21 protein-coding genes are annotated in these 26,994 nt (G+C 45.6%); 6 read left to right on the forward strand and 15 right to left on the reverse strand.

Annotated elements, in window-relative coordinates:
- Window positions 1–65: 65 nt before the first annotated feature.
- The 6 genes from AC6B99_RS21215 to AC6B99_RS21240 form a co-directional block, all read right to left on the reverse strand.
- The gene (locus tag AC6B99_RS21215) at window positions 66–3,041 is read right to left on the reverse strand and encodes a hybrid sensor histidine kinase/response regulator (protein WP_162241958.1); all 2,976 of its coding nucleotides are present in this window, start codon (window positions 3,039–3,041) and stop codon (window positions 66–68) included.
- A gap of 211 nt (window positions 3,042–3,252) precedes the next feature.
- Window positions 3,253–4,137, reverse strand: coding sequence for an STM4011 family radical SAM protein (locus AC6B99_RS21220; RefSeq protein ID WP_056043855.1), 885 nt, complete (start codon window positions 4,135–4,137; stop codon window positions 3,253–3,255).
- The gene (locus tag AC6B99_RS21225) at window positions 4,134–5,492 is read right to left on the reverse strand and encodes an STM4012 family radical SAM protein (RefSeq protein ID WP_235533363.1); all 1,359 of its coding nucleotides are present in this window, start codon (window positions 5,490–5,492) and stop codon (window positions 4,134–4,136) included. Before AC6B99_RS21225 ends, AC6B99_RS21220 begins: the two co-directional genes overlap by 4 nt.
- Window positions 5,493–5,518: 26 nt before the next feature.
- On the reverse strand, window positions 5,519–6,304 hold the full coding sequence (locus AC6B99_RS21230) for an STM4013/SEN3800 family hydrolase (protein WP_056043862.1): 786 nt from the start codon (window positions 6,302–6,304) through the stop codon (window positions 5,519–5,521).
- A 29-nt stretch (window positions 6,305–6,333) separates the two neighbouring features.
- Window positions 6,334–7,539 carry an STM4014 family protein gene (locus AC6B99_RS21235; protein ID WP_496664170.1) on the reverse strand — a complete coding sequence of 402 codons (1,206 nt, stop codon included), beginning with the start codon at window positions 7,537–7,539 and terminating at the stop codon, window positions 6,334–6,336.
- On the reverse strand, window positions 7,539–8,381 hold the full coding sequence (locus AC6B99_RS21240; protein ID WP_494864248.1) for an STM4015 family protein: 843 nt from the start codon (window positions 8,379–8,381) through the stop codon (window positions 7,539–7,541). Before AC6B99_RS21240 ends, AC6B99_RS21235 begins: the two co-directional genes overlap by 1 nt.
- 525 nt (window positions 8,382–8,906) lie before the next feature.
- Between AC6B99_RS21240 and AC6B99_RS21245 the strand changes: the two genes are divergently transcribed.
- The gene (locus tag AC6B99_RS21245; RefSeq protein WP_056043869.1) at window positions 8,907–9,326 is read left to right on the forward strand and encodes a hypothetical protein; all 420 of its coding nucleotides are present in this window, start codon (window positions 8,907–8,909) and stop codon (window positions 9,324–9,326) included.
- A gap of 48 nt (window positions 9,327–9,374) precedes the next feature.
- A complete protein-coding gene (locus AC6B99_RS21250; protein WP_496664171.1) occupies window positions 9,375–14,312 on the forward strand; it encodes a DUF4132 domain-containing protein in 4,938 nt (1,645 codons plus the stop codon).
- A 104-nt stretch (window positions 14,313–14,416) separates the two neighbouring features.
- Here the strand turns inward: AC6B99_RS21250 and AC6B99_RS21255 are convergent, their stop codons facing one another.
- The 3 genes from AC6B99_RS21255 to AC6B99_RS21265 all read right to left on the reverse strand — a co-directional run bounded on the left by AC6B99_RS21255 (window position 14,417) and on the right by AC6B99_RS21265 (window position 17,819).
- Window positions 14,417–15,733 carry a DUF5050 domain-containing protein gene (locus AC6B99_RS21255; protein ID WP_496664172.1) on the reverse strand — a complete coding sequence of 439 codons (1,317 nt, stop codon included), beginning with the start codon at window positions 15,731–15,733 and terminating at the stop codon, window positions 14,417–14,419.
- 181 nt (window positions 15,734–15,914) lie between these two features.
- Entirely contained in the window at window positions 15,915–16,877 is a 963-nt protein-coding gene (locus AC6B99_RS21260) for an alpha/beta hydrolase (RefSeq protein ID WP_496664173.1), read from the reverse strand.
- Between the two features lie 63 nt (window positions 16,878–16,940).
- Window positions 16,941–17,819, reverse strand: coding sequence for an EamA family transporter (locus AC6B99_RS21265; RefSeq protein WP_494881378.1), 879 nt, complete (start codon window positions 17,817–17,819; stop codon window positions 16,941–16,943).
- A gap of 136 nt (window positions 17,820–17,955) precedes the next feature.
- Between AC6B99_RS21265 and AC6B99_RS21270 the strand changes: the two genes are divergently transcribed.
- Both AC6B99_RS21270 and AC6B99_RS21275 read left to right on the forward strand, forming a co-directional pair.
- Window positions 17,956–18,873 carry a LysR family transcriptional regulator gene (locus AC6B99_RS21270; protein WP_496664174.1) on the forward strand — a complete coding sequence of 306 codons (918 nt, stop codon included), beginning with the start codon at window positions 17,956–17,958 and terminating at the stop codon, window positions 18,871–18,873.
- 109 nt (window positions 18,874–18,982) lie between these two features.
- Window positions 18,983–19,804: a PPK2 family polyphosphate kinase gene (locus tag AC6B99_RS21275; RefSeq protein ID WP_056043884.1), complete on the forward strand. Its 822-nt coding sequence runs from the start codon at window positions 18,983–18,985 to the stop codon at window positions 19,802–19,804.
- A gap of 120 nt (window positions 19,805–19,924) precedes the next feature.
- Here AC6B99_RS21275 and AC6B99_RS21280 read toward each other — a convergent pair whose 3' ends face one another.
- The 4 genes from AC6B99_RS21280 to rbsK form a co-directional block, all read right to left on the reverse strand.
- Window positions 19,925–20,521 (reverse strand): hypothetical protein, encoded by a 597-nt coding sequence (locus AC6B99_RS21280; protein WP_496664175.1) that lies wholly within the window; start codon window positions 20,519–20,521, stop codon window positions 19,925–19,927.
- Window positions 20,518–21,417, reverse strand: a complete 900-nt coding sequence (locus AC6B99_RS21285) for a hypothetical protein (RefSeq protein ID WP_496664176.1) — start codon at window positions 21,415–21,417, stop codon at window positions 20,518–20,520. Before AC6B99_RS21285 ends, AC6B99_RS21280 begins: the two co-directional genes overlap by 4 nt.
- 199 nt (window positions 21,418–21,616) lie before the next feature.
- The gene (locus AC6B99_RS21290) at window positions 21,617–22,600 is read right to left on the reverse strand and encodes a LacI family DNA-binding transcriptional regulator (protein WP_496664177.1); all 984 of its coding nucleotides are present in this window, start codon (window positions 22,598–22,600) and stop codon (window positions 21,617–21,619) included.
- 28 nt (window positions 22,601–22,628) lie between these two features.
- Complete coding sequence (gene rbsK / locus AC6B99_RS21295; RefSeq protein ID WP_494881370.1) at window positions 22,629–23,540, reverse strand: ribokinase; 912 nt, start codon at window positions 23,538–23,540, stop codon at window positions 22,629–22,631.
- 244 nt (window positions 23,541–23,784) lie between these two features.
- Between rbsK and AC6B99_RS21300 the strand changes: the two genes are divergently transcribed.
- Both AC6B99_RS21300 and AC6B99_RS21305 read left to right on the forward strand, forming a co-directional pair.
- Window positions 23,785–24,150, forward strand: a complete 366-nt coding sequence (locus AC6B99_RS21300) for a hypothetical protein (RefSeq protein WP_494881367.1) — start codon at window positions 23,785–23,787, stop codon at window positions 24,148–24,150.
- 30 nt (window positions 24,151–24,180) lie between these two features.
- The gene (locus AC6B99_RS21305; protein WP_494881365.1) at window positions 24,181–24,471 is read left to right on the forward strand and encodes a hypothetical protein; all 291 of its coding nucleotides are present in this window, start codon (window positions 24,181–24,183) and stop codon (window positions 24,469–24,471) included.
- Between the two features lie 48 nt (window positions 24,472–24,519).
- Here AC6B99_RS21305 and fliB read toward each other — a convergent pair whose 3' ends face one another.
- Both fliB and AC6B99_RS21315 read right to left on the reverse strand, forming a co-directional pair.
- The gene (gene fliB / locus AC6B99_RS21310) at window positions 24,520–25,749 is read right to left on the reverse strand and encodes a flagellin lysine-N-methylase (RefSeq protein WP_496664178.1); all 1,230 of its coding nucleotides are present in this window, start codon (window positions 25,747–25,749) and stop codon (window positions 24,520–24,522) included.
- A 180-nt stretch (window positions 25,750–25,929) separates the two neighbouring features.
- A complete protein-coding gene (locus tag AC6B99_RS21315) occupies window positions 25,930–26,994 on the reverse strand; it encodes an ABC transporter substrate-binding protein (RefSeq protein ID WP_056043908.1) in 1,065 nt (354 codons plus the stop codon).

Raw genomic sequence — 26,994 nt, forward strand, 5'->3', positions numbered from 1 at the left:
CATATTTATTTTTTTTGTTCCCCCAACATTATACACGCAACTTCTATACAATTTCTATACTTGCTCTATAACTTATTTGAATTACCTTCATTGGTTGATGATTTTGGGACAGTAAAGCTTACAACCGTGCCTTGTTTTTCTGTGCTTTCAATGCGTAATCCCTTACCGTATAACTGTTTCAAGCGACGGTCAGTATTGCGCAGGCCAATTCCTCCACGGTTCTGCTCGAGCACGCTCCTAACCTGTTCCTCCTCCATACCTACCCCATTATCTATAATCGCAATTTCAATATAATTGTCGTATTCTTTCAGGCGAATACGCACGCTGCCTCCACTTGAACGGGCGAGTACGCCGTGACGCACGGCATTTTCTACAAGCGGCTGAATGGAAAGCGGTGGAATGCGAAGCCACGGCAGTTCATCAAGCTCCCATTCAATTTGCAGGCGATTGCCGAAGCGTTCTTTCTCTATGAAAAGATAGGAATGAAGCAGGTCGAGCTCATGCTGAAGCAGAACTACGCGTTCTGAATTTTTCATATCAAAGCTCGCTCGCAAATATTTCCCGAATTCCTCCAGCAATTGCACCATTCGCGATTGGTCAATTACACTTAAGGAGGCAATGGAATTTAACGTATTAAATAGAAAATGTGGTTGAATCTGCGCTTGAAGCCAAGCAGCCTCAATTCGCAGCCGCTCATTTACCGTTTGTTTGAGGTCTGTTAAAGCTTGTACGCGAGACTTGAGCTCCATTGCATCGACAGGCTTAGTAACATAATCATTTGCCCCTGCCATAAAGCCTGTGTTGACATCCTCAGGACGGCTGCGAGCAGTTAGCAATAGAATAGGAAGCTCAGAAATGCTGAATCGTTTCCGAATCGTTTGGGTCAACTCATAGCCCGACATTTGCGGCATCATAACATCGGCGATAATGAGATCCCATTCCTTCGTTTCAAGCAGCTTGAGTGCTTCCTTGCCGCTCGTGACGGTAGCCACTTCATAAAACTCTGAATCCAGCAAGTTGAATAATATTTTCAAGTTAACAGGATCATCATCCACGGCGAGCACAGTAGCTTTATTTTGCTGTGTTTCTGAAGCCGCTTTTCTCTGATCAAGGCGCAGTAATTGCGAATCGGCGGCAATGACGGACTTTGCAGATACGGCTGCTTCAACTGCGCTTGGCAGTATAAATTCCGGTTCGTCAGCAGCTGAATGGGGGTCAAGGAGCATGGTGAAGGTGAAAGTAGAACCTTTACCAGGGACCGAATATACCGTTAGCTTGCCTCCATGAAGCTCGACTAACTGCCTGCAAATGCTGAGTCCGAGGCCAATTCCGCCGCTCATAGCCGTCATGCTAGAATCGCCCTGCTCGTAAGCTTGGAAAATAGTGCGCTGTACGTCCGCCTCTATGCCGACGCCTGAGTCCTGTATGTGGATATAGGCTTTATCGCCAATAGCTTCTGCATGGACACTAACAATCCCCTCATTCGTAAATTTAACCGCATTATGGATGAGATTAAATAAGATCTGAATCAGCCTGTTTTCATCCGCGATTATTTTAGGAAATGAACGGGGAATATTCATTTCAAGCCGGACAGGCTTGTCCTCAGTTAAATAACGCAGCATATCGAATACACCGGAAATGATGTTTTGCAGCCGGACGCTTTCCTTATTCAAATGAATATCTCGATCCTTTAGACGCGTCACATCAAGCAAATCATTAAGCAGCAGCGACATGCGGCGTCCTACGGTAATGAGCAGCATTAAATTGTTTTTGCTTGCTTCACTAATGGAATGGGTAGTACTAGCCAATACGGTCTGTGCCATATTAATCATGCCATGCAGCGGATTCCTCAGCTCGTGAGAAGTATTAGCGAGAAATTCATCTTTCGCTTTATCGGCTTTTTGCAGTTTGAAAGCAAGCTGCTCCAAATCGGTTCTTGTTTGCAGAAATTGTTTGAACCAGAAGGAGGCAAAGCAGATAAAAGCAAAAATTAAATCAAACGGATAATAAGGCAAATCCGAGGCTATTCTTAACTTGACCGAGCCCCAAAAAATGCTGGAAGCGACGCTCATAGCTGCGAATAAGAGAAAAATCATATGCTCTTCGCCCTTAAGGGCCAGGCGCAGAATCATTATAAGAATAAAGAGAGACGGTACGGTAACCGCAGCAGCCATATAAGGTGAAAGAGTAATCGCATAATTGAATGGCAATATCGCAATGGCAAGCGTATAAAGGAAGCATAGAAATAAATAGACCCGTACCGCTTTGCCTTTCTGATAAACAGCGAAGAAGTTTGCAGAAAACGTTAATAGCAACGTGGATGCGCCAATCATAGCAATCATTAGCCCTTTTATAGTCCAATGTAAAGAGATTGGAAGCCACATCGTAAGCAAGCGGTTGTCATCAAGAAGCGTGCCTGTCATCATGCAGAAAACCACAATGGCAAAATAAAAAAGCTCTTTCTTCCGAACTCCAAGCAAAGGCAGCAGACCAACATAAATAAGATGAAGCAAATAGATGACTGCGACCATAAGCTGCATAGCAATTAAAAAATTATTTTCATATTGAACGGAAGCAAGCGTCCCGAACTTAATCGGTTTGGTAATGCCGCCCCCTTTAGGGAAATCATAATTGGACACATGCAGCACAATATTCATTTCATGTGTTCCTGTAATAGATGCGATAAGGGGATACATCTTTCCCACATGCTCTTGCTTATTTTCTGAAGGTTGACCGAGCTTGGATACAGAACGCCCGTTAACGAATAGCTCATAACTGCTGGATACAACCATCATTTCCATTCCATACTGGTCAACGTTATTGTCAGGCAGCAAAAGCCTGAGACGATAAGTGCCAAATCCAAAGCCAGAACGATTCGAATTTTTGTCCGAATAACTGCCCCATGCAGCAGGAACGGCAGCCCAGCTTTTGTCTGCAGGGATGGAATTAAATTGCTCAGGTGGGAGAAAAGCATCCGGATAAAACTCCCACTGTCCATTAAGCCGAATCGTTTCCCCATCTGTAAAATGCCAGTTACGCAAATCAAGTACACCTTGTTTAGCAACAGGATGGACAGGGGGCTTATGCGCTGCGTTCCAAGCGAAATGCAGTCCAGTTAGAATACTTGCGAATAGCAAGATATAAATGAAAAGTCTGATTTTTGGATAGTTTTTGAGTATCATATTAGTTATAATTCGACAGAAATAGACAAGTTCCTTTACAGGAAAAGTCTAGGGAAAACAGAAACCTGTTTTATGAAGTGATTACTTTTTCTTTGTGCTGAAAATGCGCCGGAATTCGTTCTAGCAGACTATCAGCATAGATGCTTCCAAGCTCCAGCTTTGGTATATGGATATAGCCGATATAGCATCCGCATTTCTTCATGCCACAAGGCCGCTCTGCGGATAAGCCTTCCAGTCCGTCTCGATAGAGCTGACCAATGATACGCCGATCTTTGTAGCAATGTTTGACAACACCGCTTCCTTGAACATAAAACACCGAGGAGCCAGCGGAGCAGCGTTGCCCGAAGCTATCATAATCTCTCGTATTCCATAGAAAATAAGGATCAACGGCTTCAAGCCGTACAATTTCCGCCTCTGTGTAATAATTGGGCTTATCTTTAAAAGCATTCACCCAAACGTATACATCCTCTGGCAGGCTGCTCCGAAGCTCTTCAATTTGCTCAAAGGCGCTCCGCAGCCCTACCGTTCCAACGCTAAAATTAAGCCCTTGTTGATACAATTGCATACACTGTGACAGCATCTGGCTAAGCGTCGTCTGACCAGGGTGGTAAGTAACCCAAAAAGCAGCTTTCTCCGGGTTTAGCCGGCTTGTCCAGTCCAGCTTCGTAGAGAGATTTGTCTGAACAGCTACTTTGGAAATATGGGACATATGCGACAGCTCAATCATAGCCTCGCGATACCAGCGATGGATCAGGGCTTCGCCATAGGGGTTGAAAAAAATAGACAATTCATGGCCGGCGTGACCTTGCTCCCGAACCCAATCCATGAACGTATGCAATTGCTCCTCGTCCTTGCGAAGCGTAGCGGCACTGTCTTTATTTTTGCTAAATGGGCAATAGGGACAGTCATAGTTGCAGGAAGAAAGCGATCCCCGATAATACAGCACGGCCTTCATGACAGCTCGTATCCTTCCATCAATTCTCTTATATCACCAGAAATAAATTCATCGCCGATTGCATCGGAATAAGCCATGCCAAGCTCCGTTAAACGAAGGGTTTGCCCGGCGTCCATTATTTGCGCAAAGCCGAGTTGAATCAGCTCAGCCAATTCGGAGTGATCGGCTAGTGCTTCACTGCCGAAACGTTCTGAATAGCTTGCAAGTAACAAGCCTTCGGCGTGAAGCAGCGCTTTTAAAACAAACCGCCGCTTCTGTTCAGCTACATTTAATATAAATCCGTAATTCGCGGATTGGAAATTTTCTGTGGAAACATAATCGGCAATGATGCTTCTTGTAGCCGCCGCACTTACGCCATAACGGGATGCATAATGCACTTCACGCGTATAAGAGCGCGCACCGCAGCCGAGTCCTGCCATGCCTTCCTCTTGACAGCTAAACGGTAAAATGTTTTTGTGCGTAAACGTTATTTCTTTAGCGAACCGCCGCATGGAAAATTGCTTATAGCCTGCCGCCTTAAGTCGTTCGCATGCAATATGATAGAGTTCCAGCCGTGCATCGGTGCCTTGGCGCTGAATTTGGTCTGGCTTTAGAATAGTATGCTCTCGCGTATACAGCGGGTAAATGAAAATTTCTCCTGGAGAGAAGCTAATTGCTTTCTCTAGCGAATAAATCCATGAATCGGTCGTTTGGCCCGGCAAACCATAAATCAGATCAATGTTCAGCAATGGAAAATCAAAAGCTTGCAGCATCGTAATAGCTTGTTCAGCAAGTTTAGGCTTCTGTGGGCGATAAATCGCCGAGGCCTCTTCATCGATAAAGCTTTGCACACCAATACTAACTCGGTCAGTTCGGCGGTCTTTTAAAATTTGCAGCCGCTCTTCACTTACTGTATCGGGAGAGGTCTCCACGGAAATAGAAGCCTGCGATGTATCCAGCCCCATAATATCTTCCGCAATTGTGAACAGCCGATTTAGCTGAGTAGCTTCAAGCAGCGTAGGCGTGCCGCCGCCAATGGCGAAGCGGGAAAAAGGCTTTCCTGTAATAATAGGAGCCCACTGCAAAGCTTGGCGTTCAAGTGCGTCTACATATTGCTCATGGACATGGGTACGGCGATCAGGCAGTGTAAACAAATTGCAGAATCCGCAGCGCACGCCACAAAAAGGGATATGCATATATAAAAAATAATAATCAGCCGGTTCGTGCTTCCAGAGCTCATCAAGGGGCAACGCCGGCGTTATTGGTCGATAAGCAGTCTTATGCGGATAAGAATAAAGATAGGAGCGGTAAGGGGAGGCGAACCAGCGCTTGCCCCATTCCGGCAAATCCGCTGGTCTCGTTAGTGATGTTGGCATAGACATCCGGCATCTCTCCTCTTTCATTATAAAATAAATTCACGGTACGGTACGTTCCATACAACCTCATGTGCCAGTCGATGTCCGTCATATCCGTCTTCGCCATAGGCAGTTCCATGATCGGAGAAGGCAAGGCAAAGGGTTTTGCCGCGGCTTCGCAGCGCATCGAACAATATGCCAAGCTGGCTGTCTACGTATCTCAGTGCTGCACGCTGTGACTCAATGGAGTCTTTTCGTGATCCGCCAGGGAGAAAATAATGATTCGGCCCATGAATAGCTGAGACGTTTAGAAACAGAAACAATCTTTCATGGGGATCAGCCTTTTCCAGCAGCTTTAGAGCATGATTAACTTGATGTTCAGTAGAACGAGGGTTGGTAACCCCAAAAGTCATACGCCAGTAGCTTTCTTGAAAATATCCGGGAAGTACTTTTGCCAGCTTGTTTTTCTTAGTGAAAAAGATGACGCCTCCAATACATATCGTTCGGTAACCTGCTTCGGCAAGGCCGCTTACAAGATCAGGTGCATCAAACTGCCACGTATGGGGATGTGTTTTTAAGCCTGTATTTTTGGTATGGAATAATCGCACATGCGATGCTTTATCTGTATTGGCGGGTGTAGGGAGAAAGCCGCCAAAAAAGGCGTGATGTGCAGCATATGTAAAGCTGCCAGGCGTATGCCGTTTCTCCCATGGTCCATCTGCACATAAGTTGCGGCAGTTGGCTTCTTCGAGCTTGGCTACATCATAACGCAGCGTATCGAGCGTAATCATGACAATATCATGGGAGCCCACGATCTGGTTCATATCAATCATCCTGAGCATCCTCTCTACGTAAGCTTTTACTACTTTAAACTAGACATTTGCCATTCGTAAGTATTCATTCCCTTATGCTCGGCATGATAAAGTAAATCGCCGAAGGGATTAACATCGCATATGTAGACCCGGCCCCGTTTTTTTTGTACAAGGACATCAATTCCCGCGACCGACGAACCAGTGAAAGCGGCAAGTGCGGATACTGCGGTAGCTTCAATCTGTTCTTTCAATTCAGTTGGCAGCGTGCCATCTGTTATGAAAAGCCGCTCATTGCGCAAATGCAAATTAGTAATTGGCGTGCGGCTTAGCCTTGCCAATGCATGGCAAGGGGAACCGTTAACGACAAGCTGCCTAATATCGTAGCTGCTGCCATTGATACTGTCTTTTTCAATCCAACGCTCAATTTGAGCACCTTCACGACATACCCAGTCAATAATTAAGCGGATCGTTGAATGATCGGTGTAACGCCGCAATTTACCAGAATTGTAGTAAAGCTGTTCGCCGTTATGTTGTTCTACACCAATCGTTGTAATTGCAATTTCTGAGCCGGTTGCAGGATGCCGCTGATAAGCGATAATGCCTGAGGCTGCAGAGCCATAAGCAAGCTTAATGAACAAGCGGTTCATACGGCTTGATTGAACAGCCGCCAGCAGCGATTCATAATCTTGAATAGAGCCAGCAGGAGCCGGCAGAGCAGGTGTGGGAACACCATTTTGTGAAAGCAGCTGCTGGCAGCGACGCTTGTCGAACATAACAGCAACATCCGCCGGATCGTTGACCCAGCGGATAGGAAAATCACTTTGCTGTGCAGCTTCACGGATCTCGGCCAGCAAGCGGCAGTAGCCAAGGTACCATTGCCCTGGAAAAAGGATTCTTCCATATTGTTCGGGAAGCCGCAATGACTCGGCCGCAGTAACGGATAAACCGCTGCTTAAATCTTTCCTGCTGCTCTCGAATTCTGCTCCCCAAGCAATTAATTCACGCTCCACAAGTGGATTTTCCCCGGGTGCATCCAGCCGAATAATAATAGGCTTGCCCTCAAGGGGTTGTGAGTTTGCTGCCATCTGCTGAATCAATTCACCTAAATGAATAGAACGTTTCAGCAAATCCGAATAAGGAAGCACGACAGCGGGGGGAAGCCCAAGCTTGTGTCTGGCAGCTTGTAGGCCAAGAGTACGTTTGTTGCCCGGGTTCCCAATTATCAAATAGGGCTGTACTGAAGCGGAAGCGGCCATTATTCCGTAATGCAGGGATAGCGCCAGTCATCCTCATCAGCATCTTGTTCATCGCTAAGATCAACAGAAAGACCAGTAGCTTTCCAGCGCTCAATCATTTTTTCGCTCATATAGTGGTAATTAAGATCTAAATGTTTAAGCTTCTTCACCCGCTCGCTCGTTATGAGAGCTTCTGCGCCTACGTCGGTTAGTGTACCGTAAGACAAATCAAGCGTGTCCAATTGGTCAACAATTGGGGAGTCAGCAATCGCAATGGCTATCTCATCCTGAATCTCGCTATTTTTCAAACCCAAATAGGTGAGCTTAGGAAATAGCTCTGGTTTTGCGACTGCCAAAACCTCTTGCAGCGATGCATCAAACCCATAATTATCTACACCGAGATAAAGCTCGAGTCTGCGAAGCTCAGGAAGCTGGGAGCCAGCAATTTGTTTAATTACACTTTTCGGCAATCCGCCGCAAATAATTTTCAGTTCCTGAAGCGCTGCATGCTGGAGGGGCTCAAAGCTTAAATTGGTGCTTCCTTTAACTGTCAGGGAACGGAGATTAGGGTAGGCCTCAAGCAGTGGAGCGATGTTTGTCTGATTAATCCAGGATACTTCGCATTCCTCTGATTCCATATCTCCAAGAAATACGCTGCTTAGTCCTGTGAAAATATGTTTGTGTTTAATGAGTGACTCGATGGCATCTTCAGGGCCGTTCTCATAGGCTTGTCCCCAATCGCCGATCGTAAGGACGGAAATATTAGCTGCGTTCGGTTTTTCAGTGAGCTGTTCAATAAGCTGGGAAATGCGAACACCATTTTCATATTCATCGTAATCAACGGATAAGCGAATCTCAATCATTCATAATCCCTCCAAAAGTTTCCATGTCAAAATTAAAAATAACACGCTCTGCTCAGCAGCGTCAATCCAGCTGCTTTCCTGAAAATGATAAAAAACAATCGAGCATAAAGGCAAAGTTTCCAATAGAGGGTTATACCCAAACTAAGAGAGGCTCAAACATTCTTTTTTTAATGAATTAACAAATCCAAATAATCAAAAGCAGAAGGAAGACGCTGGAATTTTATTGACTAAGAACGTATGTTCCTGTAATATGAATTATAGAACCTATGTTCTCTTTTGGCAAGCCGTAAATATTAAAGGGCAATTAAATATACATGATATCGAAATATTAAAAGTTTATGCATCGTGTTCTCTAGCTGCGATATGTGTAAATAGTCTATGTCACGTATTTTTAAGTGTAATTGGTCCTAGCTGTTTAGAGAAAATTTCATTATTTCCTCCTAACGGCATGAAGGGCGTCCTTTCCTTATTATGGTACTATTATGGTAGTCAGGGAACATTATAAGTATCCGGAGGTAGTCAGTCATGATTGTGTACATAACGGTTAAGAGCCTTGGTAAGAAGAAAAGCTATTTAGATCGTCTCGAGTGGACATTTGCAAATAAACCGGATACGTTGAAAGCACTAATTACGGACCTGATTACTGTAAATGTTCAGAAATTCAATCAGAAGGAGACGGACGTTCCGCTTGTGCCATATTTGACGCAAAGTGATGTAGAGCTGCAAGCCGAGACGGGAAAAGTCGGTTTTGGCTCTATATATAATGAGCAAAGGGCGAGCTTAGATGAAGCGCTTTGCACCGCATTGCTGGCTTTTGAAGATGGACTATACAAGGTATTCATTAATGGCGATGAAGTCGAACAAATGGATAGTCCTTTAAATATACAGGATGGAGACGATCTCGCATTGATTCGATTTACAATGTTGGCAGGTAGAATGTGGTAGCCAAATTGATTCATATTTCATTTTAGATATACAGGAGGCTGTTACAATATGGAGTTGGAAGCGGGTAAGGAATATTTTAAAGAGATGCTGGATAAAGCGGGTACCTTATATAAGGATGAATCTTATCGCAAGCTTGCCGTTCTAGTAATTGAATCTGCTAAAAATAGATATATGGACAGCGACATGAAGAAAGAATTGAAGCAGCTGTTGACGCAAATAGCAGCAGATGATAATAGCAGTTGGTTTGAGCCACTCGTTATTATTATGGACAAGCTGTTTGATGACCCTTATGCAGCTGTATTCCGTTATATTGTTAACTATTGCATGGAGTATCCGCACAGCAATGGTTATTTGCGTCGTCCATTCCGCACGTCAAATTTAGAAATACATACAGAAAGAGTGATAGAGAAATGCATCTCCCTCTTTTACATGCAGGCGGCGAAATTCAATGTAAAAGATTATTTAACAAAAGTGGATCATTCTTCTCTTTCGAATTACAATCACCTTATGCTTGCCGCAGCAGATATGATTGCCTATGAGATCGACAGAGGCAATGAAGAAACATTTGAAGATTTAAGAGAAATTATATACGGGGACAATAACACCGCACTGCTCTCCCGTTCTATGATTTCCGGTATATTTTTGAGCCACAGTAAGCGGGCTTATCATATGATAGGCGAGCTTCTTGTTGCTGCCCGACTGCAAGAAGGCCTCAGACAAAGTATTGTCGAGCAAATGGACTCGGGTACGATTGAGGCTATGATATTTATGCTGAAAATTGTGGAGGACAATAATTTAATCCGCTTTAGTTCAGTTGTTCGTGCGCTGGACGTGTGGACAGGCATGAATTTGGAGGCTGCTAATGCGCGTGTAGCGAAGCAATGTCTAAGCTATGCAACCCAGTCTCTTAGTAATAAGGCACTATGTGAGCAGTGGCTGCAAAGCAGCAACGTAAATGAAGTATTTATGGCTTTGTGGGCGACAGCTGTTCATGAGGAAGATGATTTGAAAGACAAGATCGCGTATTTAATGGCAAGTCAAGAAACGTACCGTAAAGTGGTTGCCCAGTATGTTCTTGCACAGAGCACCAATACAGCGATGCGTTTTGCCATTGCTAGAAATTGGCTTGATGAGACAGATTTTGAACTGCAGTATTGGCTTCTTGATAATTATGCCTATGGATACAGCTATGAATGGCATATGGATCGAGACAATACGTTGACCTATACAAGTACGCCCTTGCTTGAAGAGAAATCGGAGCGACAAAGTCATTTCCTGAAATTTTCCACGATGCTGTCCGGGATGAATGAAAAGGAAATTACGAGAAACTCCCGTGTATTTGATTGGAGAAGTTATACGCTACGTGCCGATGATATAGTAAGTAAAATGCTTTATCTTATTGCTTACGATATGGACAATGAAATGATTGCTGAAATGATAGCTATTAAAGATACATTGAGCCCTAGCATGCGGGGCGAGCTGTTAAAGTATTTCCTTCCCGATCTAAAAAATAGAGCACAGCGAGGCTTTTTGTTTGCAAGCCTTTCAGATAAAAGTACAAGCAATCGTGAAATCGCGATTAGTAAAGCTGCCAAGCTTCAACTTAATGAGGAGGAGCTGTCCTCCATTTCCGCTCTTCTAAAGCTTAAGAAGGGAGCGCTTCGCCAAGGTGCCATTGAGCTCCTTCTTAATCAGCCAGCGTCCAGTCTTAAGGCTGTAACAAAGGAACTGCTGCAAAGTAGGGTGGAGCTGCAGCGTCTGGCTGCGTTGGAATTGCTGACTGAGATGAAGGAAGACGAGCAGCACGCAAAGCTGTTTGCGGAGCTACAGGATCAGGTAGAAGTCCTTACTGAGCCAACGGACAAGGAACGGCTATTACTAGCGAAGCTGAAGCAAGAGACCACCTATTCTTTAGCAAATGGTTTCGGCTTGTACAACCTTCCGGAGAAAGTGGATCGGCTTTTGCAAATAGAACCAATGCCGTTGACAGCCTTGGAAGAAGTTAAGCAATATTTTACGTTGCCGGTGGACAAAATGCAGCGTTTTCTGGAAGGGTTATCTGAGCTTGTGCACGAGTATCGGGAGCATGAGTATGAAATTCAAGATTATTATGAGGCTAAACAGTCTGTACTTCTCGGGACAAGGCTGTCCACCATTAGCTGGCGCTATGATCCCGAAGATCCAACACCCGTATTGGATCGGTATCCCCTTGCTGAAGTATGGAGAAGTTATTTGGATTCGAGCGGCTTTGGCCCGCTTGAGCTAATGCAGCTGGAGTTTTATCGTCAGGCCAATTTCTTGCATCGCTGCTGCACGGGAGAATTGAACAGCTGGGAAATGTACAGGTCCAACGTTAAGGTGATAGAGAACTGGGGCAAGGAACTGATTGAAGCCATTTATCCAATGAATAAGGTGGCGGAAATGCAAGCGATTTATAAGCAATTGAATTATGAGAATCAGGTCAATGAAATTATTGGCGCTTATATTTCAGATAGTGATAAGCGGGAGCGTTTTGACAAGTCGAATCATGCGCTGCGTTTAATTATTAGCTGCTTTCCGTATGACAAAGAGGATGAATACCAAGGCATTTTAAATACATTGACGAGTTTCTGGCGAAGCTGGCAAAAGTCTGAATTGCATAGCGATGATGCATTCAAAACGTATTTTGAAGTTTATTACTGGTTATTTGCACTTCAGGAATACGATGGTTATTTGCTTGGAATTGAGGATTTTGCAAGGGCGTACAGCTTGGAAATACTGACCGAACATGAACTTATTCGATTATTAATGTCCAGACCAAGAAGCGATAATTATATAAGGGAAATGACTAGCCCGAAAAATCATGTTTTAGACTCATATCCAGCAATTGAAGCTATTAAAAATCGGATTATCGAGCGGATTTTGGAAATTGAACTTAATCGCGGTGATCTTCCGACAGATGTCACCAAGCTCGCAACAAGCATTTCACATATTCAGGGGACTTCTTATTTCCTTCATATTTTGACAGGACTGGATAAAGAATCATTCGTTCGGGGCTACATTTATAGCTATGGCAAAGATACGACGAAGAAAGAATCGTTCAGCCAAATGCTTAAAGTATGCCACCCTGCTGCGGGGGAAAACGAGGAGACATTGAAAGAGCTGCTTAAAGGTAGCAAAATAAGCGAGGTCAGACTGCTTGAAGCAGCGATGTATGCACCGCAATGGGTTGATATTATAGCAAAATATTTGGGCTGGGATGGTCTGCGAAGTGCAGCCTGGTATTTTCACGCTCATATTAATGAGACGTTTTCAGGGGAGAAAGAAACGATTGTAGCACATTATTCTCCGATTTTGCCGGAGGACTTCAACGATGGCGCATTCGATGTGAACTGGTTCCATTCGGCCTATAAAGAACTGGGAGAGACGCGGTTTGATCAACTCTATCAGTCTGCAAAATACATTTCGGCTGGTTCCAATCACAGACGCTCTCAATTATTTGCCGATGCGGTTCTGGGCAAGCTTAAGCTTGCAGATTTGAAAAAATCAGTAGCAGATAAGCGCAATAAAGATCATTTGCTGTGCTATAGCCTAGTTCCATTGGAGCAAGACAAGCAGCGTGATGTACTGGAGCGTTATGAATTTATTCAGCAATTTCTTAAAGAAAGCAAAACATTCGGAGCCCAGCGCCGAGCTACAGAGTCAAAAACAAGCTCTATTGCATTGGATAATTTAGCCCGAAATGCAGGGTATACAGATGTTGTTCGTTTAACCTGGGATATGGAAGGGCGGAAAATAGACGAGCTTCTGCATTACTTTGATCCAGTCGCTTTGGACGAGGATGTGACGGTACAGCTTATTATTGATGAAGAAGGAAAAGCAGAAATCCGTTTGCTCCGCAAAGACAAGGAGCTTAAGTCGGTTCCGGCCGCTTTTAAAAAGCATGAATACATGGAGACGTTAAAACAAATTAAATCGGAGCTTTCCGATCAATACAAGAGGGCGCGCAAGGAGCTTGAACGCTCCATGGAAACAGGAAGTCTCTTCACTAAGGAAGAGATTAACAAGCTCGCGAAAAATCCGGTTATTGCACCTTTAATTAGAACATTGGTATTTGGTGCCAATGGGAAGCTCGGTTATTTTGAAAATGGGGCGCTGCTGGGAGCAGATGAGGGGTCATATGAAGTTGGCGAAGGCGAGGAGCTGTTTATTGCCCATCCTCTGCATTTGCTAAATAGCGGACAGTGGAGTTTGTACCAGAAGGATATGTTTGATAGGCAGTTGAAGCAGCCGTTCAAACAAGTATTCAGGGAGCTGTATATACCGAATGCTGATGAACTGGCTAGTGGTGCGATATCCCGCAGATATGATGGACACCAGGTACAGCCTCGTAAAACCGTTAGCTTGCTGAAAAGCCGTTTATGGACGGTAAGCTATGAGGAGGGGCTGCAGAAGGTTTATTACAAGGAAAATATCATTGCGAGCATTTATGCGCTTGCTGATTGGTTCTCGCCATCGGATGTTGAATGCCCGACGATCGAGACCGTCCGTTTCTTTGACCGCCATACGTATAAACCGATTGATATTGAAAATGTGCCGCCGCTCGTCTTCTCTGAAGTGATGCGTGATGTGGATTTAGTCGTCAGTGTGGCGCATGTAGGCGGAGTAGATCCTGAGGCCAGTCTAACAACGATTGAAATTCGCCAAGCTATCGTTCGTGAATCGTTGCGCTTGCTCAAAATTGACAATGTAAGATTGGAAGGCAATCATGCTTTAATTGCAGGTCAATTAGGTGAATACAGCGTTCATCTGGGCAGCGGTATCGTATATAAACAGGCTTCTGGTGCCATTGCCATTATTCCGGTTCATTCCCAGCATCGCGGCAAGCTGTTTCTGCCGTTTATAGATGAAGATCCAAAGACAGCAGAGATTTTATCCAAAATTGTTCTGCTTGCACAAGATACAAAAATTAAAGATCCGCAAATTCTTGAGCAAATTAAACGGTAAAAAAATCAGGCATTTTATAAAGGAAAAAGAGGAGCAGATTTTAAAATTCTGCTCCTCTTTTTTAAAAAAAGTGGATTTACCTATTAGGACTAAAAAATAGCAGCTTATTGTTTAGCAACAAGCAGAACCCGGCTGATCGATTGCTCGCTAAGCTTGGATGCTGTTTTGCCATTGCTGCTCAGTTGGAACAACTGCCCGTAGCCAGCATCCTTAGAGTCGTCATTGATGTAGTAAATGCCATCAACGTCTTCACTAAGCTGCATATAGTCCCAGTTCAATCCAGGTATTTTTTGAACCGACAAATCCGAGTTCAGCAAATAGCTGGCATTGTCACCGAAAAAGATTGTAGAAGTGATTTTTCCGCCTGACATAATGTTGTATACGGAATGAAGCTTAGAAATGTTAAGATTTTTTTTGCTGGTAACTTTATTGTTTTTTATCGTGGCAACATAACCTTTGTCTGCTGAATCAATAAAAGCCACTTTGTCTGTGCCTACATTTGCAATATCATAGACGCCTGTGCTGTGCAGGGAGAAGGTTTTGCCGCTTGTGTTCAAGAGGTAGCCTTTACCGGTGTTATAGTTGAAATGCCCTTCGGAATCAAGGCGAATGCCTTTGTTGAAGAGGTAGTACGTATTTGTTGCCCAAATACCGGAATATGCAGCATTTGCATCAATTGGAGCATTTAAGTTAAGGGCTTTAGCTGCGCCGCCTTTTTTAGGAACGCTATAAAGCACGATGCAATCAAGCGAATACATTTGTTCTTCCGGCTTGGTATTGACAATAATATTGACGGAATTAGCAGTTGTTTGGATATGGTGATCCTGCTCAATCGCACCCGCTGCAATGTATTGCACTTGTCCTGCGCCTGTAACTGCTTTGGAGGCTACCCATGTGGAACGACCATTACGCACGGTATTGTAATAGATTTTTCCATCAATGATTTTGAATTCTTCAAAATCTGTATCAGCTTTATCAGCGATTTGTTTTGCTTCCGATACAGCAGCAGCATTAGCAGGAACAGAATAGATTTTCCCAGCGCTTGTCATGTAGTAAAGCGTTCCATTCACAATGGAATAGTGCAGCACATCGTTATAAAATACTTCATCTTCGGTTGCTGTGCCGTCGATCGGCAAACGCAGCAGCGTAGTTGATCCGCTGTAGGACAAATAATACAAATAGTTGCCACCGCGATTCAGTGCAGTACCAGGAACGTCAAAATCCTCCATTATGAGAGCGGCACCAGTGCCATCTGTTTTAATACGGAACAGGTCTTGGTCAGATGTGTAATAAACATAACCGCTGGCGTTTGCTGCTGCCTCGGCTGTCGGTACTGTTACTGTGCCGAAGCTAGTAAACAGCAGGGTGAGAATAAAAAGCATGCAAACATTCTTTTTTGTAAAAAGGTGAAGCTTATTCATTACTTAATCTTCCTTTCTAGTGCTGTGGGATAGTATTTGCTGTAATCAACTCTCTTTTAGTGAAAAAAAGGAAGCTGCTTGAATACTTATCGGTTTATAGGGCGAAAAACATTATACTAATAATATAATTATTTATACAAATTTTATTGAATAAACATGGGAGATGCTGGTGCGAGTTGTGTTATTTGGCGGTTGATGAGGCAAGATTAGCGAGAAACTGCAGGACAGCAGCACTTAATTGTTCAAGTCCTGGCTGTTCAATCGGAAAATGTCCGGCTCCTTCCAGCAACACCAGCTTTTTCGGACAAGCCAATCTATTATAGAAGCTTTCACTAAAAGCATACGGGGTCATGGGATCGGCTTCTGGGTGAACCAGCAGTACAGGACAGGAATTAAAGTTTTCTGGCTGCACTTCCGGTGTCATGTTCAGAAAAGTTCTTAGCAATTTAAGAGGCACACGGGTTGCTGCTGCACGGGGATCCTCCATAATAAGCTGGGCTAATTCAGGATGGTTGGCTATTAGATTCATGCGCGATACTTTGGAAACAGGCAGCCGAAATGAATCTAGTAAAATTGGGCATGCATCCATTAGCCATTTGCCATACACCGCTACATATTTATTAGGGGCAAGCTGGAGGCGCATAGCAGCGTCACTAGTATCTACGAAGGTTGTAGCAATTAGACCTTGCACATATGGACTACGGGCAGCAACATGATAGGCGAGCATGCCCCCAATGCTGGCGCCGAGCAGTACGATAGGTTTGCCATCACGTTTATATTCGCTTTCCACTAAATCAACTAAAAGCTGAATCCAGTCTTCATAACGAATCGATTTGGAGGGAGGGCTTAATTGGCTGAGCCCATAGGGAGGAAGGTCCGGAGCAAGCATTTCATAGCCGTGCTTTTGCAGCAGCTTGCCATAAGGGGCGAATAAACGGCCATTGCCTCCAGCACCATGCACGAGTACAATTTTGAGCGGACTTTCGGGTGCGAGCAAACGATCTAAGTGAATCTCACCATTATTCCATTGCCACCATTCCTCAATAGGCAGGTTATTTTCTTTTAACTGTATTTCTTCAGGGAAAAATCGCTGATAGCTCTCCCAGTAGCTGCTGTTATTATTGTAATCTCTTTGATTGTTCATCGTTGATCGCTCCTATTCTGCTATCTATTATGAATGGATGAATTCATAAATAGCAATGCAAGCTTATAGGTCGAAACGGCTAATTTGCGTAATCCGATGCCATTTTATTTCGGAGGCGACGACAGCAAGCAGCACGAGCGCTGCTCCGACATAGCCCTGCGGCGGCAAAATTTCATGTGCAAACCAAAAGCCTACGGCTGCCGCAAACACAGGCTCCAAGGCGAAAATAAGCCCCGTTCGCGTTGGTGTCGTGTATTTTTGGGCAATGGGCTGAATAATGAAGCCAAAGCCGCTGCATAAAAGGCTTAGCGCAAGCACAGCGCCCCAACTGGCAGGCGTTTGCGGCAAAGTCGGGGTCTCAAACAGCAGCATGCCGATTAAGCCAAAACCGCCCGCAAAGCCTAGCTGTAAAATGCCCAGATTCAGCGTGTTTGAAGCTTTCGCCGCCGAGTTCGTTAATATAATATAAAGGGCATAAAAAGCAGCTGACAGCATGCAAAGGATATCTCCACCCCCGATGCTGAATGGCAGTTTTAGCGTCAGCAGCGCGATGCCGGTAAGGGCCAGCACAACACTGAGCCGCATGGATGGAGCAAGCTTCTGCTTGAACAGCAGAACCGACAGCAGCGGAACGAAGATGACGGTCATGCTAACGAGGAAGCCGGCATTAGACGTCGTAGTCGTCTTAAGTCCGAACATGATGCAGGCAAAAACGGCGAATAGCAGGAAGCCGAGCATCGCACTATATTTAATCGTGCGCCAATCTACCTTGCGCAGCGATTTCCAGAAGAGAAGAGACGTCAGCAGAAAGGCGAGTCCGAAGCGCAGGGCAATTAAATTAAATGCAGCAATGGATTCAAGCCCTATTTTCATAAATAAGTAAGAACAGCCCCAAAATACGGTTGCGAGCACGATGAGTAATTCGGCGTTTCTAGATTTCATGAGATTTATCTTCTCCGACTTTAATAGAATAGGCTTATGGGCCGAAACCTAGTATACTGGGGTTTGATATATAAGTATAACGAGGATTTCTTATTTTAAGCATGAGAAATGCTCATGTAAATAGAGGAGACGCAGGATGAGCATTAATAAATATGAAATATTCGTACAGGTTGCGCGGCTTGGCAGTTTAACGAAGGCGGCGGAAACGCTCGGTTTTACCCAATCGGGCGTTAGCCACGCGATCAACAGCTTGGAAAGTGAAATCGGCTTTAGGCTGCTGCAGCGCAGCCGTGCGGGCATTCAATTGACAGCGGAAGGCGAGCGGCTGCTGCAGCCGATGCGCGAGGTGCTGCAAGCCAATGTTCGATTACAAGAAGAGATCGCTGCAATCAGGGGGCTGGAGGCTGGTACGATTCGTATCGGCACGTTCACAAGCGTATCCGTCCACTGGCTGCCGCGGATGATGAAAGCTTTCCTGAACGATTATCCGCAAATTGAATTTAAGCTGATGGAGGGAGATTATCAGGAGGTTGAGGAATGGCTGGAGGAGGGGCAAATCGACTGCGGTTTCTTCTCTTTGCCCACGAGTGACAAGCTGGAGGTGTTCCCACTAAAAGAAGATCGGATGCTGTGCATATTGCCCCAGGATCATCCGATGTGCGGAGCCGCTTTTTTTCCGCTTGCACGGCTTGCAGAGGAACCCTTCATTATTCCTAAAGCGGGCTCGGATCATGACGTTCGGCGTGTGCTTAAGAAGGCGGCGATTACGCCAAACGTCAGATTTGAGGCGGGTGATGATGCGGCTATTATTGCCATGGTTGAACAGGGACTGGGCATTAGCATATTGCCCGAGCTCGTAATTGAAGGGCGCAAGCATCATGTCCACGTCATGGAGCTGGAAGAACCAAGCTTTCGGTCGCTTGGCATCGCCGTCCATTCTATGAAGTTTTGCTCGCCTGCTACGAGGCGATTCCTTGCCCATGTACAATCATGGCTGGACAAGCAGCAGCTATTGCAGGCCATTAACGCATCACTAAGGTGTGGAATCCATTAGCGCTGTGAAGTCTATCAAAAATTCAATTACAGGGTAAGATATTGGATAGGTGCAAGATTGATAAGATTGGCACAAAGTGGAATACTGGTACATAAGGAGCGTGAAGCAGATGGCAAAAAACCATGAGCAGATGGCGAATAAAAAGGTTGTTTTGAGCAGCATCAATCCAAAGGATAAAGGTTCCTTTAACCATAAGGAAGAGGTGGAGAAGGAAGCGCTGAAGCTGAAGGAGGAATTGGAGCAGCTTCAGGAGAAGCTCGCGGCTGCGAAGGAGCAGGCGGTGCTGTTCGTCATTCAAGGGATGGATTGCAGCGGGAAGGATGGCGTAACGAAGCATGTGTTTGCCGGGCTGAACCCGCAGGGCGTGTCCGCTCACAGCTTCAAGGCGCCGACGGATGTGGAGAAGCGGCATGATTTTATTTGGCGGGCGCACAACAACGTGCCGGAGCTGGGCCAAATCGCGATTTTCAACCGTTCTTATTATGAGGATGTTTTGATTACAAGGGTGCATGGTGCAGTGTCCGACCAAGAGGCAAAGCGGCGCTTTAAGCACATTAACCATTTTGAGTCGCTGCTTGCGGATAGCGGGGTTAAGGTTGTCAAAATCTTTTTGCACATTTCCAAGGAGTTTCAGCTGGAGAAGCTGAAAAGCCGAATCGAGGATTCTTCGAAAAATTGGAAGTTTGACCCGTCGGACCTCCAGGAGCGGAAATACTGGGAGCAATATCAGGGCTATTACGAGCAGCTGTTTGAAAAATGCAGCAAGCACGCGCCTTGGCATATCGTACCATCCGACCATCGCTGGTACCGCAATTATGCCGTGCTGCGCATTGCTGTGGACGCCTTGAGAAGCATGGAGCTACAGGACCCACCAGCGAATCCGGAGCTGAAAGCTTTTCTGAAGGAAATCAAGGAGCAGGAGCGGTCATAACGGATGCGTCTTTAGTGAATGCGTTCAGAATGAATAATAAACGAAAATAACCGGCTATGGTGCATCGCAAATCACAACGCGGTACATGGCCAGTTATTTTTTTACAAGCCGAATCAATCGCTAGCTAAAGAAAAAATCCAAATATTGCTGTCCATGCTCGCGTCCTATAATCGCCGGGGCAAGCTCCATTGCGCGTTCAATAAACTCGCTCTTTACTTCGGAATCCTCGTCTGTAGCATCGAGCTCAAATTCCTCTTCCTCGACCTTCATCAATGCAGTGGTCATGGCGAAAAAGTCGGACAGTGAGGCAGCGATTTGCGAATGCCGCTTCTGAATGCTGCCGTATACCGGCCCTTGCGGATCGGCCGAATCAACGATAAGCGCATCGCCATTGTAATCGGCGAAGACGATCCAGCCAGCTGGCCATTTTGGATCAGGAGCGAGTCCGGAAGCCGTCATAATCCAGCGCCAGCCCTGCTGCGCCCGTTCCAGCTCCGGCAAACGGAAAAATTGCACGGCCAGAACACCGCCAATCATCGGATGCTCCTGCAATTCTATACAGCTGTAAAAGGTTCGCAGCGCTTCTCCAAGTGGAAGCGGCTCCTGAACGGGCAGCGGCTTTTCATGATAATAAACCTCGCCAAGGTCAATGTCATGCCTTCCAAATACGGAAGCGAATTGCTGTAGTTGCGTCATTAATGTACGGTTTACGCTCATGTAGCGTTCCCCCTCGTCGTCCATTTTTCCAAAATATCAATTAAATCTTCCTTTAATAAATCTACACGGTAGCTCAGCTTTTTCTTGCGCAGCTTCTCTTCCAGCAGGTCCACAATAACGAGCAGATCCGCTTTAAACAGCTGCTGCTGCTCCTGTAAAGGCAGCTCTCCCTCCGCTCTCGTAAAATGCCTGGTCACCTCTAGTTTAAGCTCGCCCTTGCGGGAAGCCAGCTTGCCGACAGCGAATTTCGGCTTTATGTAATACCCTTGCTCGAACCCGTCCGGAACATCGTTTTGCTCGTGAAAATATTCATACTGCAGCGTACGCTCGGCATCATCATGATGGCTAAAGAAGCAATAAATACCGATGTAGCTAAAAGAATCGCCGTAAAGCTGCTGACGCATATGTTCATCCAGTGCGCTCCGCAGCTCGCTCAGGCTGTTTATGAAAGGCTTGGCTGACAGCTGATAGTTGCCGGAGCGGACGAGGCGCAGCGGATTTTTCGGCAGCAGATTGCGCTGGGAAGCAAAGGCGGCAATGCCATAATCGTTGTTGTCGCTGCCTTCATGGATGACGAAGCTGTCTTGCCGCTTGCTCCAGCCTTTGCAGGAGCCTTCGATCTGATTGAAGGTGCGGGTGCGCAGCTCGGTGTAGAAGGAGCCGTTGATCCATTTTTCCGCAACTGCCTCTACGGGTGTCAAAGAAGCTCCCCAGCCAGTAATAGCAAGCGCCTCGCATACACGTACAAGCTCATTCCACTGCTTGATGTTGGCATAATGAAAAAGCCGATGATATTCGGCAATGAGCAGCTCGCGAAGCTCGTCCATAACCGGAGCCGCTTGAATGACTTCGTTCAGCTGCTCTAGCGTTTCTGTTTCAAAGATGGATCTAAGCATCGTAAATTCCCCCTGTAGAAAAATAGTAATCAGAAGCACCAGGTTATCTCTTATTATGCCATACCATTCCTTGAATTTCCTGTTTAACGGATGTATGAAAAAACCTTCGAGGTCCGCAAGCAGCACAAGCGGAGTCGAAGGTTCATCTGTGCTGATATCAGCAAATTGAAATCAGTAAACGGAAATCAGCATACCGAAATTAGGTCGTAGCTTTCTGGAGCAGCGCTACTTCCAGCTCATAGTTGCAGCGCTCGATCGGCTCGTTGTTGATTAGGCGAATTAAATAGTTCATAGCGGTGCTGCCGAGCGTATAAATTTGCTGGGAAACGGTGGTCAGCTCAGGATATACCATATCCATTCGAACACCGTCGAAGCCAATTAGCTTCACTTGGGAGGGGACGGATACGCCGAGCTCATGCAGCGCCTTAAGCGCTCCCGCGGCCATAAGGTCATTGCCGGCGAATACGCCGTCCACATCGGGATGCTGGCGAAAAATATTTTTCATTGCCTCGTAGCCTCCTGCAACGCCGAATTGGCCGAATGCGGTTAGGCTAGGCGTAAACCACGGCAGGTCAGAGCACATTTCCTCATAAGCGAGCGTCCGCTCACGTGCAGAATGCACATGCGATGGCCCGCATATATGGGCGATTTTGCCGCAGCCAGCGTCCAGCAAATGCTGCACGGCGAGCTGTCCGCCATAGCGGTTAGCTGCTGTAATCGTAACAATTGGATGGTCAGGAAAGCTTTTATCAATGACGACGATCGGAATCGACCGTTTTTGCAAGGCAATAATCTGCTCGGGTGAAATCGTATAAGAGGAAACGATAATGCCATCAATTTGTTTATTGATTAACGCTTCAATATACCTTTTTTCCTTGTCGGGATTATTGTCTGTATTGCAAAGGACGAGTGTATAGCCTTGGGATGCGGCTGCATCCTCAGCAGCACGGGCAATTTCCGGGAAAAAAGGGTTCAAAATGTCGGGTACCATTAAGGCGACTGCAGCTGTTTTTTTGCCCGCAAGGCTTCTGGCAATCGTATTAGGCTTGTAGTTCAGCTTCTCGGCGGCGGCTTGAATGGCGGCTTCCGCTTCCTTGCTTACATATCCGCTTTTATTGTACAGCCGAGAGACAGTGGCAACCGATACGCCAGCCAGCTTGCTGACATCTCTGATCGTGGTCATAGGGGCTAGATCCTTTCAATAGTGAGCTTTAGTGTGATGCTTGCTGGATGAAAGCTTCGACATCCTTGCGGAGCGGCATTCCGCTTTGGGCACCTAGCTTGGTGACGGATAGTGCGCTTGCGGCAACGGCGAACTGGACAGCTTCCTCTAGAGCGGCTCCTTCGCTTAGCTTCACAGCCAATGCACCGTTAAACGTATCGCCTGCACCAGTCGTATCTACAACTTCGACCTTATGTCCCGTTACATGGCCTTGCGTCCCATCCGCCGATTTGTAATAAGCGCCGTTGCTGCCTGCTGTCATTACGATTGGATGCGGATACTGCTCCAGTAAAGATTCCGGCGTAGTCTGGCGCTCTAAACCTGTCACAATAGCCAGCTCAGATTCATTTGGCGTAATGAGATGCAGCTGGGCTAGCAATTCCTCCGGCAATCTCACAGCAGGCGCCGGGTTCAAAATAACCGGTACGCCGAGTGAATGCGCGAGCTTAATGGAAGCTTCGACCGTTTCAAGCGGGATTTCATGCTGCAGCATGACCATATCTGAGGCAGCGATGACATCCTTCAGTGCAAGGACATCTTCTGGAAGCAAGCAGTGGTTTGCTCCTGGAATAACGATAATGCGATTGTCGCCTTCGGTGACGGTAATGGCAGCGATGCCGGTAGCTTGATGAGGAACCGTTTTCACATATTGCATATCGATCCCCTCAGCGCCAAGCGCGTCCCTTAGCTGCTGCGCCATCGTATCCTCGCCGACACAGCCGATCATTGTAACCGCAGCCCCAAGTCTTGCGCAAGCGACTGCCTGATTAGCGCCTTTTCCGCCTGTAAAGCTGGAAAAAGCGTTGCCAATCAACGTCTCCCCTTGATTCGGCATCACATCCGTTTCTGTAACCATATCAATATTCAAACTGCCAATAACGGTAATTTTTGCTTGAGACATAGGAACACCTCTTGTTTTTGATTATGTGATGTGTAATCGGTTACACATGGTTGCTTCTCATTTTAAATAGCCCGTGTGCCATTGTCAACTATCAAACCTTACGATGAAGCTAGTTCTATTGGCATAGCTGAGGCAAATAATCAGTCGGCAGACTGATATTATCGGATTATAGCCGTATGATACAATTGTGAAATCATGTTTTTTGAGTTCAGGGGCATAATGGCCTTGGCTGGGAGGTGCTTTTATGGGGAATGCAGGACTTACATATAAGCTGATGACGGATCATGGGGATTTTAAGAAAGAAGAGATTAATATGTCGCTTATCACGGATATCATATATGGATTTGAACCGGATTATGAGGATTTTATCGTGCTCGAGCCGAGCTTGCCGCTGGACAACAGCATCTATTTGCAGGCCGCAACCGAAGGGAAAGGCATGAGCGGCTTCGTTGTGGAAATCCGGTTCGTATATGCCGATGATTCATTCAAACACTATGAATACAAAACGACGGATAAAGGCGAGATTGTTCGAATGTTTCTTGAATATTGGGGAGCACAGAAGCTGCCTGACCACTCGCAATGGAATGATGTTACAAGCATGTTCACGTAATTGTTACATAAGCTTAAGCGGAGGAGTAACATGCAGTACAAGCGTTTTATTCTTTTTTCAATCGTCATAATGGCCTTGCTTATTTTACTCGTTAATACGAGCTTGTTTCAGGAAAATGCGGCTAAGGCAGCTTCCCATTACTATGTTCGCTCACATTACGCGAGCAGCGAGTTTACTTTTCTAAAAATTGTTTATGATACTGGCCACGGTAATTACACGGTTACATATAAGGACAATACGGAGCAGCAGTTTAGCTTTACGATGGCTCCGCGCTATTTTCCTGTTTTTGTGCGTTATGATCCGCTGGAGAGTCGCCTCTAAATAACAAAAGTTCCGACCCCTATCAGTGGAGGTTCGGAACTTTTTTATTTAGTCATTTTTAATGAGCAGGCTCATATAGCCTAGCGTATGATAGCCTTGCTTTTTAAAATCATCGAGGATGTTTTTAAGAAACAGCGCGGTATGTTCATAGTTTTTAGTATAAGATTGAATGAGCTTTACGGTCAGTTCCTCGGTTAATTGCTGATGGTGCGCAGCTATGCCGATAAGATGCAGCTTGATCATGGCAAATTCGGCCACGAGCATTTGATAGCTGTCAAAAACGGGGATGTTCACATGCATTTCCGCAAGCATCCGGCTATATAAATGATTCAAAATGAAATTCTCTAAAACGTGCGCATGCTGATCCATAAATGGCTTGTAATAATGCTCGTAAGAGTAATCGTAGGTACCCGCAATTGCTTCCAATGAACTTCCATTTCGCGTCATTCCTTGTTTATAATCATGGATACACTCTCGGTAGCGGGCATTCCATATCGTATCATCCAAAATATCCATCAAATAATTATTCAAATATTGCAGTTGAAAAATAGGATCTAGCGGATACACATTATAACTGCGCAGCTCATCGTTGTGGGCAACCTCTTCCCTGAACTGAACGCATAAATGTGGCAGCTCCTTATATTTTTTCTCATCCATCAGCAAGTTGACATTATCGCAGAACACACCAAGCAGAATAAGGCGATGGGGCAGGCTGAATTCCCGATATTTCATAATCTCCATCATCATCTCGCGTATTTCAGGAAAGTAGAACTCCGGGCGATTCGGATCCAGAGTAGCGGCTGCTTTATGTTTATAGGTAACGGAGCCAATGTGAGCTAAATCGACGTCTACTAATTCCATCGCTTGCTCATCAAGCAATACTAATCGGGCCACCTCCGGGCAAGAAAGCTGGGCCGTCATTTCCAAGGCATTGCCTGCCTGATTAATGACACGGGGGTTGGTTCGGCATGTTTGGGACAGGTATGATTCGCCGAGTTCTAATTGAATCGAGCACATTCCATGATCAAGCATGGCACAATCGCCTGTATTCGGGTTCAACTGCATTTCAGCATAATCTTGAACGCTGCCCTGCGGTTTAATGGATAAGTTTTTCTTCAATTTGCGCCTTAAGCTAGTATTGGTTACTGATTGGTATTTCGTGTAGGTATGTTTATCAATACTGATCCCCCACCAAGCGCAGCAAGTATCTTCACAGGCGGAACCAATGCAAGCAAACTGCTTCATGTATTTTGGGACTTTATGTTGTGGAGATGTCATGTGAACCTTGAAACCTCACTTTCTTATTTGTTTTAAACATTATATATTTCAAAAATAGTGTATTAAGAAGAATAAATTCATGTCAAGCTGTATTTAAGTTAAAAGTTACAACACAAAATCCCGAACACTCCATATACATGGGATGCTCGGGATTTTTTTATAGCTTGCTAGCTCAACTATTTAATTAGAAGAACCGAGCTCCGCCACAACATCATCCATTTTCATGCTGCTTGCTAGAGGGCCGGAGCTGATCCAATGTCTTGCATTTACGAAAATGACATGGCCCGCTTTAACGGCCGGTACCGATTTCCACACGGCGGATTGCTCAATCGCGCTGAAGCTTTCCTTCGCCTGTTTAATTTCCTCGTCCGTGCTGCCGGCTCCACCGAGCGTAACGAATAAATAGTCAGCCTGCAATTCGGGCAGCATCTCCAGCGAAATCGTCGCATTTTGAAAATTAGGCTGCTCCTGATGCCACTTCTCAACGGTTGGATCCAGCTTTATTCCAAGCTCGTTATATAGAACGCCGGGATAGGTTGGCCATTCGATTTGCGTTTTTTCATCGATATAATTAGGGAAATAGACTCGGAAATCTTTGGCGGTCATGCGGATGAAAGCTGCACTTTTGCCTTCCGATAGAATAGGGTTCAGAGCTGTTCTCGCATCCGCAGCCTGCTTATCATAAGCGCTGATGACCGATTGTGCTTGATCCTCCATACCCAACGCTTGTCCAATAGCTGCAAGCGAATTTCTCCAATCCTCACGATCGTATACGATGGTTGGCGCGATTTTGGAAAGATTATCATAACCTTCTTGCATAATCGCGGTGCTCGCAATAATCAAATCCGGCTGAGCTGCAACGATCGCTTCGAGATTCAGGTTATCGCCCCAAATTTCCAAAGTGGCACCTTGCTCTTTAAGTTTGTCGTTTAAATAATAGCCTTCGCCAATCGACATTCCGAATACCATCGGTACATTTAAAGCGAGCAGCATATCCTCCAAATTAATGGAAGCAATCCGCTCAGGGCCCGCTGGAAGCTCAGTTGTGCCGAAGGGATGTGTAACCTTGAGCGGCTGTTGATCGGAAGAAGTCTCCGGTGAAGAAGCGGAAGGTGAAGCGGTCGAGACAGGGTTAGAAGCCGAACTAGACGGCTGCCCGCTTCCTGAGTTGTTCCCACACGCTGACAACAGCACAATAGCGGCAGCAAGAGCAATATACAGGAAGGAATGACGGTGCAAATACAT

Source organism: Paenibacillus liaoningensis, from assembly GCF_059609455.1.